The following is a 16,869-nucleotide window of genomic DNA, read 5'->3' as shown; positions in this document are numbered from 1 at the left end:
CGCATTAAAAAACCATCATTGGGAGGTAACTGTGTATTACAGAACCTATATAAAAATATATTACTCTTTTAGATTTTTATAGTGTGTTATTTGGTCGGTTTTTATGTTTTTATCCTGCAGTAGAGGTGTATGGAGCTCTGTGATGCTGCTGCTAATCTTATTGTCATGGATCATTGCTAGATGTAGCCTATAAAGCTCGTGTTTCTCTGGTATTTCCAGTGAAAGCTCAGGGCCGTCCCCAACTTCTTTTATAGAAAGGAAATTTCCGTAGGAGTCACATTTAACCAATGCCCATTCAAATTTTAGATTATTTAGCTGTTGGCCAGGTGTCCATCCTTTAATACTGTCGTACACCATGGCTTGGTAGTTTTGGGTTTGATGGTCATAGAGTAGGTTAGCCGGTTTTAAAATGGCAACTTTTTTCTGCGGTATTACTTCTTTTGTTTTTTTGATGATTTGCCGTAATTTATAAAAATCAGCTTTATGTTTTTTCTTTCTATCAATCAGTCCCTGAAAATTCACCTTATTGCTTTGGTGTTGATCTTGCCAAGCAGTAATAAAATATGGTACTTTCTCTGGGATGTCCTTGAATTGTGAAAGCTCTTCAACACTTATATCGCTATAGATGTACGGTATATTGTTTTTTTTCAGATAGCTTGTTAAGGTAGTCAAAAAGTGATCTTCTTTAATAACCAATCCCAGACCATCCCAATTAGGGACAAGATCTGTCAATAATTTTATATTTTCATATGCGAGCCCATTTACCTCCAAATCTATGGTTAAGGGTCTTTGGTTATCAGTATTTTTAATGTCCTTGACCAATTGTTTTAGCCAAATTATATAAGCCTTTTTTTGATATAGGCTTTCGGGTTTATTGAAATAGGTGCCTTGGCGGTACAGGACGTCGTTTAAGAGGTTCCAGCTAACTATGTGGTCCTGGTGTTTGTGTTTCTCTATCTTGCGTAAGATATGTTTCGCTAATTTAGCCTTTCCTACTGAATCGTTTACAAAATCGAGGTTTTCAGGAATCCAAAATCCGTATGAAATATTAAGTTTCTTTTCTTTACTTATCGTTAAAACATTATAGTCATAGATGTTGTTATCAATATATTTAATAGTATTTATTCCTAGAGATATAAACTGGTCAAAATCCCATAACAAATTCCTGCGATCTAATATATGATAATCTTTATTCCAGTCATGTCCTTTCTTTAAGTTAATTCCTTTTATGTTTTTTAGCGCCATTTGCATGTTCTGTTCCGGCTGCTTATTGGTGGTCAATGGTGGAAGGGGTCCCAGTATGTAATCAGGGGCCTTTTTTTGACCCAGACTGTTTTTCATGAGCTTATTGTTGGCTATTGTCCAGTCTAAATACCCTTCACCTTGAGAATTGCTTGGCCAATTATCATCCACATTGCTGTTAAAATAGACCAAAGATCTTATTTCTTGGAATTCAGCTTTAATGTCCCGATAGGCTTTGTTGAACCAGTTATTTTGATATTCCCTGTTGTGGTTGAGGCACCCAAACTCTGAAATCATAACCGGTGTTTCAGTCAAACCTTTGAATTCTTCATGAAAAGGTTGGTATAAGTCCTTAAAGTCGGTGGGGGTATCGCTAGAGTTGTGATGGTAGTAGTTTAGGATATTCACTCCAATCCAATCAACATATTCCTTACCGGGATAAAAAGTGGCAACATTATCAGGAGTCCATGGGTTCCAAACCCATATTACATTGTTGGCTTGTTGCTGCTTAAATATTTCATAAACATATCGCCAAGCATCTTTAAATTGAGTGTTCGCATGTTCCTCCTTGCTATACCATGGATAGAAGGGGTTGTCAAACTCATGTGCAAACCTTATGAAAACGGGTCGTTCTAATCTTTTTAAGCGAAGGGCAAAGTCCTTGAGGTAATAATCAAAATAGCCCTCTTTTATCAGGGAGAAAACGTGTTTGTTTTTGGTTGTGGCGGTATCAAAGTTGGTTAGCCAAGGTTCCCAAGTAAGCATGGGAATTGATTTTTGTTCATAAATAGAGTCCAACAAGGTTTTTGGAAAGCCTTTATCCATATCCTGATCCCAAGCCAAATAAAGGGAAATGATATCGAAGTTTTTGTCAATTTCATTTGAAATAGAGGAAATAGCTTTTAAGTTACTTATACCATTGTCCTTTTTAGGCAAGAATATTCCTAGGTAGTTGAATTTTGGCTTATCCTGGATTTCGGCAGTGGAGCCTTCCCATTTTATGTAATCATTGTAATAAAATTGGAATCCACTAACTAAAAAAAACACAGCTACAACGGGAAGTGCCGCTTTTCTCCAAAGTTTAAAACTGTTGCTTTTTATAGAATTAAATAGTGACTTACTTTCTGTAACTGGCTGGGTTAGTTGTTTTATAGGCTTCTGCTTTTCGTAGGCGAAAACCAAGGTGTATGACATAAATAGGGCGTTTAGAAGTGCAAATCCGGCCATGAACATGGAAAACGGAGTGAAATCTATAGATAGTCCGTATATAGCTGCGCCCACGGATATAATGGCGACTACTAAATTAGGAACCAAGATTTTCCAACTGCTACGTTCCTTGTCTTCTTTTGGAGTAGGTAAGTAGGGTACTTTTTTTCTAATAAAAGTATATATACAACCAATAATGAATACCCACCAGGTAGCGGTAAGTAAGAGTCCGCCCACGAGATGTATGCCTCGTTCACTTTTATACATTACCCAGCGTTGGACATAAAACCTTATTCCAAGGATACAGGCAAAAATGGGTAGGAAGAGTAATCCAAAATTTATTACATTCCCGTTCCAGGGAGTAGCTGCCTTGAATAGTGAGATAATTGGAATCAGGAAACTGATCATATATATAAATCCAGACAGATAATGGAAGGGTAATACCCCGTAATGTACTTTTTGGCGCCAAGTAAAGTTTTTAAACAATTTTGGATAAACCGAAACTAGTAGCTCCATGGTGCCCCGGGACCATTTTAACTGTTGTTTGTAGTAAGCGGTTAAGGAGGCTGGTACCAATCCTTTGCTAAATACCTCTGGGACGTATATAGATTTCCAACCTTTTGCGTGTAGCTGCATGGCAGTGTGCATATCCTCGGAAAGGCCGGCAGCATGCCCTCCAATGGAATCTAGGGCTTTTCGCCTAAATACACAGTTGGCTCCTATGGCATTTACGGTGCCATAGGAATTCATTGTCATCATAACCGGACCGTAAAAATGGAAGGTTTGTTCGGCTGCACCCCTGGCTACTAAGGATTCTTCAATATTATAGTAGGCCTGAACGGATTGAACAAAGCCTATGGAGTCATCCTCAAAATAAGGTACTATTTCATCTAAAAAATTTTCACGGGGAACATGGTCGGGATCCAATATTAGGCATATGTCACCGCTTGCTTGTCGCAGTGCATTGTTAATGTTCCCGGCCTTGGCATCTATTCTGTTGTTCCTCGTAACATGGATTATATTATGTTTTAAGCAAAATTCCTTGAGTATTGGATCATTGGCCTCATCACATAAATAGGTCGTATGGGGATATTTTATCCTTTGAATGGCCAATAATGTTTCCTGCACCATATCATAAGGTTCGCCTGGGAAATAGGTAGTGAAAACGTCGGCGGTCAAGGTTTTGGTAAGGGTGGGTTTTTTTGGAACGGAAATGTCCCAGTAATGGTACCATATATAAACCATACGTAAACTATCAAAAACTATTGGGACTATAAGTAACCCAAATAATAATTGATCCCCTATGAGTTGTGGTTGCACAAACCAATAGAGGAAGTTTAGAATACTAATCAACCCTAGAACAATTAATATCCGAAGTGTTAATTTCTCTTTAGGGGTAGGGGTGTTGATCATTTTTGGGTACTGGGGTTTAAAACGTAAAATGGAGTGTTTGTTGTTGCAAAATTTCCTTCATTATCCGAGATATAGGCAAAAATGCGATAAGGGCCTTCTTCGGTTGGTGTTACAAAAGTGGCTTTTTCTCCATTACTTTTTAAAATGGAGCCAGTTAAGGGGATGGGTTTCTTTTCTTTGTCATTTGCTTTGTACTGCCATGCTTCAGGATATATCTCCCAGCTAATATGCGTGCCATCATGTTGGGGATGGTTAAATTTTATCTTAGCGTCTTTAATTTGGTTGGGAGCAAATATAAGGTTGCTCTGTGCTCCCTTTTTGTCTACCAACATATACTCCAAACCAATGGAAGGCGCATGGGAATAGGATCCTTTCCATAAATGTTTTATTTCTTCTACAAGTTCAGATTTACCATATTTCCCAATAAATAAGCTGAACCAAGTATGGGTGCGTTCATGTTTTTCGCCCCAGTAGAAAACAAGGGATCCAAGACAATTATCGTCCATATTTTGAATTAACGTTTTATGTCTCTCCTTTAATTGTTCTGCTTTTTTTGTACTAGTAGGTTCTATAGGTGCGCTCCAAGAAGTATAACTGTGCTCCCAAGGTCCATCATGCCCCCATTCACTTATATAATACGGCCTTTTGCCAAAAACGTAGGATAACTTAGTTAGGTCGTGATTTAAATTCTTTAGGTTTCCAAATATGTTATAGGACAATAAATCGATGTTTGGGGAATGATAATAGATGCTTGTAATTTGTTTCTTAGTTACAGAGGGAATGGTTGTGCTTACGGGGTGATTTGGATCCTCCTTGTGAATAATGTCTATTAATTCGTTAAATGTTTTTATAAAGCTGTTTTTAAAGAATACCAAGGGGTACTCTACTTCATTGCCAAGATTCCACATTAATAAGGCTGGGTGGGAACCATATTTTCTAACTAAAAGCCTTACTTCTTCTTTTAATTGCGTATTGTGGGCCTCGGACAGGTATACATTATATTTTTTGTGGTATCGGGGGATAGGGATATCTACTATGACTGCCAAACCATTTCTATGTGCCTGGTTTAAAACAGTGGATAAATTAAGAGTGTCATATACCCGAATAGTGTTTCCTCCAATTTTGGACAATTCCTCAAGATAGGAATTTCCTGAGGCTCCTTTAATTTTGAAGGGTTTTCCTTTTCTGATCAGCTGAAAGCCTTCTGCAGTTTTTTGAAGATAAACAGTAGCTGATTTGGGTATGTAATTATTGGGGCTTAAGGAAATTCTAAAAAAATAAAGTCCTACAAGCACCACTAAAACAATGGTGGTATATAGTAAGTATTTTTGTCGCCTCATTTTATTACAATTAACTCGGTAAGGAAAATTAATTCAAATATAGTTGTTGTAAGGGGATTATCACATCAAAATGGATAAAGTGAATGTTGCTCTGGTTTAAAGGTTGTTTGCTAAATAATGGGATGATATGTTGGTGACTTAGTGTCAATAGAGTACTAAGTAGTTACGAAAACAAAATTTTGTAATAGGTGTTTTATGTAGGCCATCGTAATTCTATGTCCAGGTATATAGTTACGTTTGGCAATGACTACTACAAAATCCCTTTTCGGTCTTTTCGGGACCATTTATTTCGATATTGAATTACTTCCTTTATAAATATAATCGCCATGAAGACTATAAAAAATGCAAAGGGTAGCGATGTTATGATAAGCAACTTTTGAGCTGCTATCAAAGTGTTTACCTCAGGCTTGGCATGCCCTAATAAGATTAGTGCCACCGTGGCCAAAAAAATAAAAAGTGACCAAATTAAACGATGTTGTTTACTTGGTTCTTTTTTGCCCTGGTCTGTAAACATGCTCAATACAAAAACGGCCGAGTCTACAGAGGTTACTAAAAAACCTATCAATAAAAGAATGGTAATGCAATTTAATAAGGTTGCATAAGGGTAGTTTTCAAAGAAAATAAAAATAGAGGAAAATACTCCGCTAAATTCATGGTTGTAGCTTCCCCATTCCGCAATAAGATTAAATGCAGAAGTGCCAAACACGGAAAACCAAAAAAAAGTTCCCAAAGATGGAATAATCAATACTCCCAAAAGCAGCTGCCTTAGAGTGCGCCCTTTGGAGATCCGTGCAATAAATATCCCAGTAAACGGGGCCCAAGCCAACCAAAAGGCCCAATAGTAAAAAGTCCAATCCGTTAGGAAGTCCAATCCGGGGTCATAAGAGCCATAAGCTAGGCTTAAAGGGATAAAATCCATTAGGTATTGAAGGGTTGCATTGGTGAAGTTGCCCAATATTTCCATGCCGTTGCTATTGATAAAAGTGAAGATCAATAATGTCAATGTTACGAGGATATTGATTTTTGATAGTACCTGTATCCCTTTGTTTATTCCTTTGTAAGCAGAGAAGAAAGCCAGACAGGAAATAAGTGTTGTTAATAGTAGGGTAGCGGTTAGGCCAAAAGATTCTGAAAGAAGATGGTTTATTCCCCCGTTTATTTGTGTGGTGCCCAGGCCTATTGCTGCAACCAAGCCAAATACGGTGGTCATAATAGTGAGGATGTCAATGGCTGTTCTAGAGGTCTTGTGTTGAACTACGTCTTCTATGGTAGAACTGATCAGTACCTTTTTATTTCGTACGTATAAATGGTATCCTATAACCATGGCAAATAGTCCATAAAACGCCCATGCAGTAAAACCCCATTGGTAAAAGGTATACTCCAAGGCCTGGATATCTGCAGTTAAATGGGATGCATAGGGTATATTTTGCTGCATGTATACCGGCTCTTGTACGGCCCTTAGTAGTATACCGGCCCCCATGCCTGCGCTGTATAACATTGCTGTCCAGGCCCAAATGCCGTACTCTGGCTTCTGGTTCTTTTTTCCCAGTTTTATTTTGCCCAGTGGCGATAATGCAATTCCCAGCAAAAAAAGAACACAGCCCAAACCTAAATAGAGGTAGAAATAGCCGAAGTGATTCCTTACCCACAGGGATATCCACTCTATAGTATTGTATATGGTTTTGGTGGAAATATATACCATCAGGGTTAAAAAGGATAGCAACCCAAGGGATATGGAGAGTAGTTGGTTTTTGTAAAGCTTTTTAAATGTTGTAATGATGTTGCGTTTAGTGTTTTTCAAATTGAAAAAGGAAAGAGGCTTATCTATATTTTTTTTACAGGCCTGTTCTCTGATAGTATGTAGCTAGCCTATCATAAGTCCTCAATGTTCGTAGGTGCATTGTCTGCCCTATAGCCCAATAATTTTGTAAAGAACTTTTGAATGGCCTTGGTGTCAGATTTTACTTTTATAAAATAGTTGTCCCGGTATAAGGTGTATACTCCAAAATCGGTTTTGTATAGGGTAAATTTGTAATAAGGTATGATTAGTCCGTACGTTTCCAGAAGCGACCGAAAACGTATTATAATGCCTTTGGGCCGTAATTCTATGTTGCAGTAATTGGTGTTGTTGTCCAATATCAATAAGTTCTTGATCTCCTTACTGCAGTCCATGATAAACAATTTTGGACACCCTATGCCGTTCATGGCAAAACGCTCTTTCATGGTAAACGGCTTTCCCAATTCCCTGTCAATTTTATTTGTAATTTCTTTATTGTTATACGAGACGTTTAAAAGCATAGTTTCTTGTGATTTCGGCTCTATTAGGGCAAATTCCCTATCTATGGACTTATAAAGTTAACTAATTCTGCTCTCTTTGCGGCCTACTTCTACGTTAGATCAAGGCAAAAGAATAAAAAATGTTTAATTTTGCAGGCCTAAAGCACAATTATTAATGAACATACAAGAAGTCCTTACTCAAAAGGTAAAAGAAGCAATTGCCTCCGTTTATAACGTAAACTTGCCCATGGTAGAATTTCAACCTACACGTAAGGATTTTGCAGGCGATATTACAGCCGTAATTTTTCCAATGTTGCGATATGTCAAGGGCAATCCGGTACAGATCGGGGAAGAGATAGGGCAGTACTTAAAGAATGAGGTTTCGGAAGTACAGGACTATAATGTGGTTAAGGGTTTTCTAAATATTACTATTAGCGATGGGTACTATCTAAAATTCTTCAATGAAATAAGGGGTCTGCAGGACTATGGTTTTGTATCCGGTTCGGAGAACAATGCAGTTATGGTAGAATACTCTTCGCCCAATACCAACAAACCCCTTCATTTGGGGCATGTGCGTAATAATTTGTTGGGATATTCGGTATCGGAAATTCTTAAGGCATCTGGAAAAAAGGTATACAAGACCCAAATTATAAACGATAGGGGGATTCATATTTGTAAAAGCATGTTGGCCTGGTTGCGATATGGGAATGGAGAGACGCCACAAAGCACCGGATTAAAGGGTGATAAGTTGGTGGGGAACTACTATGTGGCCTTTGATAAGGCTTATAAAGAAGAAGTTTCGGCAATGGTTGCGGAAGGGATGGATGCCAAAGTAGCCGAAAAGGAAGCGCCAATACTATTGGAGGCCCAGGATATGCTTAGAAAATGGGAGGCAGGAGACGAAGAAGTCGTAGGGCTTTGGAAGACTATGAACCAATGGGTGTACGACGGTTTTGCAGTGACCTATGATAATATGGGGGTAGACTTTGATCAGCTGTACTATGAAAGCAATACTTATTTGTTGGGCAAGGATTTTGTTGAGGATGGTTTGCAAAGAGGGGTTTTTTATAAGAAGGAAGATGGTAGTGTATGGATAGATCTGACAGATGAAGGGCTGGATGAGAAAATAGTGCTACGGTCAGACGGAACGGCAGTATATATGACCCAGGATATAGGAACGGCCATACAACGGGTTAAGGACAATCCAGATGTTGGAGGTATGGTCTATACGGTAGGGAATGAACAGGACTACCATTTTAAGGTGTTGTTCCTAATTCTGAAGAAACTGGGATTTTCCTGGGCAGAAAAATTATATCATTTAAGTTATGGTATGGTAGACTTGCCTAGTGGTAAAATGAAAAGTAGGGAAGGAACAGTGGTTGATGCCGATGAGCTAATGGAAGCCATGTCCCAAACGGCTGCCGAAATTTCGGAGGAATTGGGTAAACTGGAAGACTATTCCGATGAGGAAAAACAGCAGCTTTATAAGATTATAGGAATGGGGGCCTTAAAATATTATATCCTTAAGGTGGATCCCAAAAAAAGAATCTTGTTCAACCCTGAAGAATCGGTGGACTTCCAGGGTAATACTGGGCCATTTATTCAGTATACCTATGCCAGAATACAATCTATTCTAAGAAAGGCAGAGGAGCTAGGGGAAGACCTTAGTGCGGAGCAGGCTTTGGTAGAATTGCATGATAAGGAGAAGGAATTGTTAAAGCAGCTACAGTTGTTTCCGGATACCGTTCAATTGGCTGCAGACAATTATAGTCCGGCCCTGATTGCCAATTACACCTATGACCTGGTCAAAGAATTTAATTCTTTTTATCAGAATGTTTCCATTTTAGGAGAGCAGGACGATAATAAGAAAATATTCAGGATTCAGTTAGCCAATAAGGTGGCTGAGGTCATTAAATCGGCATTTGGTTTATTGGGTATTAAAGTTCCGGATAGGATGTAGTTTTTTTAAGGTTTTTTGTTATGTATATAGTAATTAAGGATGGTTTTCCTGTTTTGCTATATCGATATACTTCAGCTAATTCTGTATAGATATAATTCTATTTATTCTTAGTAAATTGCGGGGATAAATAGAATTCCCGAATGGGGTTGATTGTGTAAATTTTGCAGGGAAGAAGTATAGTATTAAAAATTGGTTTGTTGTTCTTGTTTCTTTTCTTAAGAACGGGAACAGCTCAAGAATACCGCCAACTTTCAGAGGAGGATAAATGGAAAGTTCGTCTTCAATCACGAATATTGGTGGATTTTGATCAGGTTACCCCTACCAATTTACCTTCTTTGTTAAACAGTACATCTCCTTTGGCAGTGCTCATCTCCGGTTACAAAGAGATTCAGCAGCCTTTATTACAACAATTACTTACTAAAAAGGATTCAGTCGTTATTTTAACCGATGACGAGTTAGACCTTAAATGGCCGGAAGATATTTGGGTGCCAAAAATTTCTTTGCAGGATGTTGAAGTCTTAAAGTTCAACTCCTTGCACAAGGAGAGTGAAGAAATAAAGTTTAAAAAACTTAAAGAGTTGGGAGCGCTCTACCTACCTAATGAGGAAATGGTAGCCGACAGTATTTTTATGGATATTTGGAGGAAATCGGCCAGGATGCCCAATTTTATTAAAGTTGATCCGGAATTCATTGGGAGGGCAGATAGCATAATTGTTAAACTTAATACGAGGAGCAAAGTGTTTGGTGCTGTTAGGTCTAAAGACGGTTTATTGGCCGAGGTGTATTTTAAAAGACCTAAAAACCTCGTGGCCAATGGCTATTTTAGTATGCCAATAGATCTTAAGGCGAGTTTGCCAGTTTTTGTTCCCCATAAGGCAGGTTATTATTTTTCTCCTGATATAATATTTACTACCCCCGAAAATCGGGATAACCTTAAGGAATTTACAGGTTTTCCATTGGATTTTGAGTATGGGTTAACCGATTATTTTGTTTTTGGGACGGATATTAGGAATATTGCGCGCAAGAATAATAGGGAATTGATAGCCAATAACATTGCTATAAAAGAAGATCCTTTGCATGCCAAGGTGGGTTTCTTTAGCAATGGCGCCTATTTGGATGCAGGATTGGATAGTAGGAACGCCCTTCAGGGTAGTTTTACCATATCGGCCTGGGTTAAACCAACGGTGTTAAACGAAAACAATAGTATTTTGGGCAAAGGGGAGAATTTTGTTCTTAAGCTTCACAATGGGTTGTTGACCTTCACCATGGCCGGGGTTAAAGATTATATTTCCAAAGCATCACCTGTGCCATTGGGTAAATGGACCCACGTGGCCCTAGTTCATTCCAAGGTAAATAATGAGCTGCTGTTTTTTGTCAACGGTCAGCCAACGGATAATATTAAGCTTATAGAAGATTATGATACGTCAGATTACAACATTTTAATAGGTAGTAATCTGTGGCAGGAGTTTTTTAACGGCTATTTGGGGAGCATTAAAATATGGGAGCGAGAACTTAATGCGAATGAAATTAGGAAGGAGTACCAAGGGTTGGTAGGTAAGGTGCCCGAATGGCAGTCTAATACGATAGTTGTTTGGTTAATTTTGGGTGCCGTGGTATTGGTATTTATGCTGTGGTGGTTATGGAGCAGAAATAAGCTAGGTAGTAATAATAAGTTGGTGTTGTCTAGGTTGCCCAAGAAGGAAAGATCTTCCCATGGAATAGGTACACAAGAAAGCTATCCCGAAAAAATATTGTGTTTCGGCTCCTTAAGGATACTTACCGAGGACGGCCAGGATATAGCAAAGAGATTGTCACCCAAATTAAAGCAGCTGTTTGTTATAGTACTATTGCATAGTATAGGGGACAAAAAGGGCATCAGTACAAAGAAGCTTACGGAATCTCTTTGGCCCGGAGTAGAGCCCAAGAATGCCAAAAATACCAGAGGTACCAATATTCAGAATCTTCGGGCAATATTGTCGGCTTCCAATGAAATTAATTTGACCTTTAAGGATAAAAATTGGTTTTTGGAATTGGGCACTAACTGCTATTGTGATTATCAGGAGGTATTGGACCTTAAGCACGAACTAGGCTCGGAAGATAGGACTAGGTCTTTTTTGGAGTTTCGTTTGCCAAAACTGTTGGCTATTTTAAAAGAAGGTCGGTTTTTGGCAAATATGAGCGATTCTTGGTTGGATCCCTTTGTGGAAAAAATGAGCAATAGTATTATTGAATTGTGTTGGGAGCTATCCAATAAGTTGGACGCGGATGCACATAGTGTATTGTTATACGACCTGGCTTCTGTTATGTATATCTACGATGATTTAAATGAAAATGCTTTGCAGATAAAGCTTCAGATTCTGATTGGGCAGGGTAAATTAAGTCTTGCCCGTACCGTTTACGATAATTTTGTTAAGCTTTATGAAAAGATTTATGGTGAATCGTACGCCCTAAGATTTGAGGAGATGGTAATAAATAATTCCTCAGAGAACCAGTAGGAAGCTAAAAAAAAGTGGTGTAGTTACCTTTTTTCTACTTTATTACCCCAAATATTACCCCTTTTTTTACGCATTATACTCTTTCTTTGTTGCTTTGAATGTCAAAATTGCAATTAAACAATAGAATAGGTATAAATGGAGAAAAAATCTACTAGCCGAAGGGATTTTGTAAGAAAATCACTTGTGGCAGCTGCGGGAATCAGCATTATTCCCAGACATGTTATGGGAGGGGCCAATTTTATCCCACCCAGTGATCAATTGACCAAGGCCGTAATAGGAGTAGGGGGTATGGGGCAAGGACATCTCACCTATGAGGGTACAAAGTTGTTGGCCATATGTGACGCGGATGCCAATCATTTGGCCAATACACTACAAAAAGTTGGCGGCAGCGTAAAGGGGTATCGGGATTTTAGGGAGGTACTTCAAAGACCGGATGTAGATATTGTTCATATTGCGACCCCACCCCATTGGCACGGTCTAATGTCTATCATGGCGGCCGAGGCAGGTAAGGACGTATGGTGTGAGAAACCTATGACCAGAACCATAGGAGAAGGTAAAAAGGTAGTGGAGGCCATGAAACTTCATGGTAAAATGTTCCGATTAAATACCTGGTTCCGTTTTAAGGATAATTTTTACGGAATGGGAACACCGGTTAGGAAATTGAAGAAAGTTGTGGATAGCGGTGCCTTGGGATGGCCGTTAAAAGTTACGATTAGTGGTGTAACAGGATTCAATTGGAAATTTTACTGGGTAGGTAAGGAGAACCTTACGCCTCAGCCCGTGCCTTCCGAGTTGGATTATAATATGTGGTTAGGCCCTGCGCCAGAAAAGCCATATCATCCACATAGAGTACACGGTACCTTTAGAGGGTATTGGGATTATGATGGTGGAGGTCTTGGGGATATGGGACAACACTATATAGATCCAGTACAGTATTTCTTGGGGAAGGATAATACCAGTCCCGTAAAAGTGGAAGTGGACGCTCCTGAGCAACACTATGATGCTATTGGGACTTGGCGAAAAATTGTATATACCTATGCCGATGGGTGTCAAATTATATTGGATGGCGAAAATAAAGATAAGAATGCCGCTTATATAGAAGGGCCCAATGGGAAAATATACAATGGTTTTAAATCTACCATTCCTAATATAGAAGGTCTAATTGATAGTATTCCGGACCCGGAGGAGCAGATTACCCAGTTTACAGAATCGGTAAAAACCCGACAAAAGTTTGCCTTGAACGAGGAAAACGGACATCGTTCCGCGACCGTGGTGAATATGGGGATTATAGCGCTTCGATTGGGGCGTACCCTCGAGTTTGACCCTGTAAAGCAGGAGTTTATCAATGATGAGGAAGCCAATAGATTAATAGATCAACCCATGAGGTCCTCTTGGGCATATTAACCAACAATTTTAGAGATATTATCATGAATACTATATATAGAACAATAGGTGTACTATTACTTTTTATGGGTACACTTTCCATAAATGCTCAAGATAACAGAACACTTGATACCAAGGTTGCAGATATTTTGATGCAATTGCCTACCGAGGACTTAGAGCATGCAGATCGATTGATGAAAGAGATCATTGCGCTTGGAGAACCTGGTATATTGAAATTTACCGACATGCTTGTGCCTTTGGGTACGGGTAACGATACCAAGGCGCGTTACGCTATCCAAAGTGTGGCAGTGTACAGTGGCGGAAAGCATAGTAAAATTGAAAACAATGTAGTAGAGAATTCGCTTTTAAAAGCCTTGGCATCGGCCACGGATAAGGAGGTTAAAACCTTCTTAATGGACCGTTTGATCTTTGTAGGTACAGATGCAAGTGTTCCTGCTTTGAACAGTTACCTCTCCAATAATGATTTGTTTAAGCCTGCACTTGCTGCTTTGACTGCCATAGGTACAACCGAGGCATCTATAGCTATATTGGAGGCTACCAAAGTAGGGGAGCCCAAAAAACAAGCTGCTTTGATAGATGCATTGGGGAAACTACAGTTTGCCCCTGCCGAAGAAATATTGATTGGATTGCTTAATTCTTCCTCAACATTGGTACAGCGGGAAACTTTAATGGCACTTGCCGAAATAGCCAGTCCAACCTCATATGATGTCTTGGAGGAGTGGGTAGATGATTCCAATTACCGCTTGGACGAGAGAAAAAGTATTTTAGCCTTTATACATTATGGCAATAGGCTACAAGAAGAGGGTAATATTGAGCTTAGCAATACGGTTGCCAATGCGTTGTTAAAAAATTGTAAGGCAGATGAGCAATTGCATTTTAGATCGGCAGGTGTACATATGTTAAGTGAAAATAAGGGGGAATCTTTTACCAAGACCTTGTTGAAGGAATCTAAAAAAGGAGACAAGAACTACGTTGGTGCCGTATTGGATGCTGCTGGTTCCGAATTGTCGGCCAATGAAGTATCCTTATGGGCTAAGCAATATAAAAAGGCCTCTGCAATCAATAAGCCGTTAATCATAAGATTACTGCAAGAAAGGGATGAGCAAGTGGTTATGGAAAAGGTTGTTTTAAAAGCTGTAGAGGACGAAGATACTGATGTGCGCGTGGCTGGAATTAAAGCACTCACCTATCAGGATAAAGACATAGCCGTACCAGTGTTGTTCAAAAGCTTGGCAACCGCTGTTGCTCCTGTTGAATTTACTGCTATAGAAGAGACATTGTTGCGGTTGTGTGGGTCAAAGGACGCTGGCTTGTTGGCCGGACAACTTTCCAAGGTAAACGCAGATGGTAAAGAAGTGTTGATAAACGTCTTGGCAGCTAGAAATGCCACGGAGCAGTTTAGTACCCTATTAAGCTATATTGACAGCAAGGATGAAAATGTTAGCAATGCAGTCTATACCGCACTGCCATCAGTTTCTACAGATAGGGATTTCTCTACCTTGATTACACTCTTGGACAAAACCGAAAAATCCCAGAATGTACAAAGTGTGCAAAAAGCGGTTTTGGACATCGTGGAAAGCAATAATGGCAAATTTACAGAAGAGATCTTTGCAGCTTATAAAAAGGCAAACGATAAGTCTAAGCTGTTGCCCGTACTGGCATCTTTGAGCAGTAGGAAAGCCTTGAAATTAGTAGCTAAACGCCTATCCACTGGAAGCGATAGCGAGAAAATCATTGCTTTGGATGCCCTGTCCAATTGGAAAAACAACGATGCCCTGCCATATTTGTTCCAAACGGTTCAGTCTACAACAGATGAGGCATTGAGGAAGAGTGCATTTGATAACTATCTTGCCAAAGTAAGAAAATCGGATTATCCGGCAGATCAGAAATTGTTATTGGTTAGGAAGTTAATGCCGGAGACCAAAAATATAGCAGAGAAGAAAAAGGTACTTAATGCGGCTAAACGAGTAAAGACCTTCTTGTCCTTAGTGTTTGTGTCCGAGTATTTGGACGACTCGGAACTTTTGACTACGGCTTCAAATGCAGCAATAGCTATAGCGTTGCCTACACCAGGTAAAGAGAATGGTTTGAGTGGTGAAGTTGTTAGGGAAATTGTTACCAAGAGTATCGATAATCTTTCAGGTCCCGATAGTCAGTATATCAAGATTGATGTAAAGGAGTTTCTAGATAAAATGCCCAAGGGAAAAGGCTTTGTTCCAATTTTCAACGGCAAGGATTTTACAGGCTGGGAAGGTTTGGTTAAGAACCCTATTGCACGTTCTAAAATGTCGTCAAAAAAATTGGCAATAGAACAAGCCAAGGCCAATGAGCAGATGATGAGGGATTGGTTTATAAAAGACGGGGTTATTGGTTTTAAAGGCGAAGGTTATAACAATATCTGTACCATTAAGGATTACGGGGATTTTGAAATGCTGGTTGATTGGAAGATTACTAAAGGTGGGGATAGCGGCATATACCTCAGGGGTACTCCCCAAGTACAAATATGGGATACTGCAAGGGTTGATGTTGGTGCCCAAGTAGGGTCTGGCGGACTATACAATAATCAGAAGCACCAGAGCAAACCGTTGGTAGTGGCCGATAACCCTATTGATGAATGGAATACCTTTAGGATCAAAATGGTTGGTGAAAGGGTAACCGTACATTTAAACGGTGTATTGGTAACCGATAATGTAATTCTGGAGAACTATTGGGACCGTAAGCAAGCCATTTTTGCAAAAGAGGCTATTGAATTGCAAGCTCATGGTGAAGACCTTGGTTTTAGAAATATTTACGTAAGGGAAATTAGTTCTGGTGACGAGAAATTGACCGAGGCGGAAAGGAAAGAAGGTTTTAAGTCCTTATTGAACGGGAAGGATCTGGATCATTGGGTAGGTAATAAGACCGACTATGTAATGGAAGGAAATGAGTTGTTGGTTCGCCCAAAAAGCGGCGGGCATGGCAACCTGTATACTGCTGAGGAATATTCGGATTTTATATTCAGATTTGACTTTAAATTAACACCAGGAGCCAATAATGGTTTGGGGATACATGCCCCCTTGAAAGGTGATGCTGCATACTTGGGCAAGGAATTGCAGATTTTGGATAATACGGCAGACATTTATGCCAATCTAAAGCCTTACCAGTATCACGGATCGGTTTATGGGATTATTCCAGCCAAAAGGGGTGCGCTAAACCCAGTTGGGGAATGGAACTCCCAGGAAGTGATCGTAAAGGGTAGCCATATAAAGATTACTTTGAATGGAACTGTAATCCTTGACGGGGATTATAAGGAAGCTTCAAAGAACGGAACTGCAGATCATAAAGATCATCCAGGTTTAAATCGTAATTCCGGTCATATTGGCTTTTTGGGTCATGGTGCCGAATTAGCTTTTAGAAATATCAGGATAAAGGATTTGAGTAAATAATTTGATTTATTATTGAAGTCGGCCGGGAGTTTTGGATAGGTTCTATCACAAAGCTTCCGGCTTTTTTTGTAGAAAAAAATATAAAGGTGGAATAAATTAAACGCTAA

8 protein-coding genes are annotated in these 16,869 nt (G+C 39.3%); 4 read left to right on the top strand and 4 right to left on the bottom strand.

The window, feature by feature from the left end:
* Positions 1 to 60: 60 nt before the first annotated feature.
* From EHW67_RS14185 to EHW67_RS14170, 4 genes are all read right to left on the bottom strand, one after another.
* A complete protein-coding gene (locus EHW67_RS14185) occupies positions 61 to 3,861 on the bottom strand; it encodes a glycosyltransferase family 2 protein (protein ID WP_126163046.1) in 3,801 nt (1,266 codons plus the stop codon).
* The gene (locus tag EHW67_RS14180) at positions 3,858 to 5,201 is read right to left on the bottom strand and encodes a glycoside hydrolase family 2 TIM barrel-domain containing protein (protein ID WP_126163045.1); all 1,344 of its coding nucleotides are present in this window, start codon (positions 5,199 to 5,201) and stop codon (positions 3,858 to 3,860) included. The genes EHW67_RS14185 and EHW67_RS14180 overlap by 4 nt, the downstream gene beginning before the upstream one ends.
* Positions 5,202 to 5,451: 250 nt before the next feature.
* The gene (locus tag EHW67_RS14175; RefSeq protein WP_238389950.1) at positions 5,452 to 7,002 is read right to left on the bottom strand and encodes a BCCT family transporter; all 1,551 of its coding nucleotides are present in this window, start codon (positions 7,000 to 7,002) and stop codon (positions 5,452 to 5,454) included.
* 71 nt (positions 7,003 to 7,073) lie between these two features.
* Positions 7,074 to 7,499 carry a hypothetical protein gene (locus tag EHW67_RS14170; protein WP_126163044.1) on the bottom strand — a complete coding sequence of 142 codons (426 nt, stop codon included), beginning with the start codon at positions 7,497 to 7,499 and terminating at the stop codon, positions 7,074 to 7,076.
* A 154-nt stretch (positions 7,500 to 7,653) separates the two neighbouring features.
* On the opposite strand from EHW67_RS14170, the gene argS reads away from it, so the two are divergent.
* From argS to EHW67_RS14150, 4 genes are all read left to right on the top strand, one after another.
* Positions 7,654 to 9,438 carry an arginine--tRNA ligase gene (gene argS, locus EHW67_RS14165; protein WP_126163043.1) on the top strand — a complete coding sequence of 595 codons (1,785 nt, stop codon included), beginning with the start codon at positions 7,654 to 7,656 and terminating at the stop codon, positions 9,436 to 9,438.
* Between the two features lie 197 nt (positions 9,439 to 9,635).
* Positions 9,636 to 11,933 (top strand): LamG-like jellyroll fold domain-containing protein, encoded by a 2,298-nt coding sequence (locus EHW67_RS14160; protein ID WP_126163042.1) that lies wholly within the window; start codon positions 9,636 to 9,638, stop codon positions 11,931 to 11,933.
* Positions 11,934 to 12,068: 135 nt separating this feature from the next.
* On the top strand, positions 12,069 to 13,337 hold the full coding sequence (locus tag EHW67_RS14155) for a Gfo/Idh/MocA family oxidoreductase (protein WP_126163041.1): 1,269 nt from the start codon (positions 12,069 to 12,071) through the stop codon (positions 13,335 to 13,337).
* A 23-nt stretch (positions 13,338 to 13,360) separates the two neighbouring features.
* On the top strand, positions 13,361 to 16,762 hold the full coding sequence (locus tag EHW67_RS14150; protein WP_126163040.1) for a DUF1080 domain-containing protein: 3,402 nt from the start codon (positions 13,361 to 13,363) through the stop codon (positions 16,760 to 16,762).
* Positions 16,763 to 16,869 lie beyond the last annotated feature (107 nt).

The organism is Arenibacter aquaticus (assembly GCF_003957295.1).
Classification (GTDB): Bacteria; Bacteroidota; Bacteroidia; order Flavobacteriales; family Flavobacteriaceae; genus Arenibacter; species Arenibacter aquaticus.
This window is presented reverse-complemented; position numbering and strand designations above follow the sequence as displayed.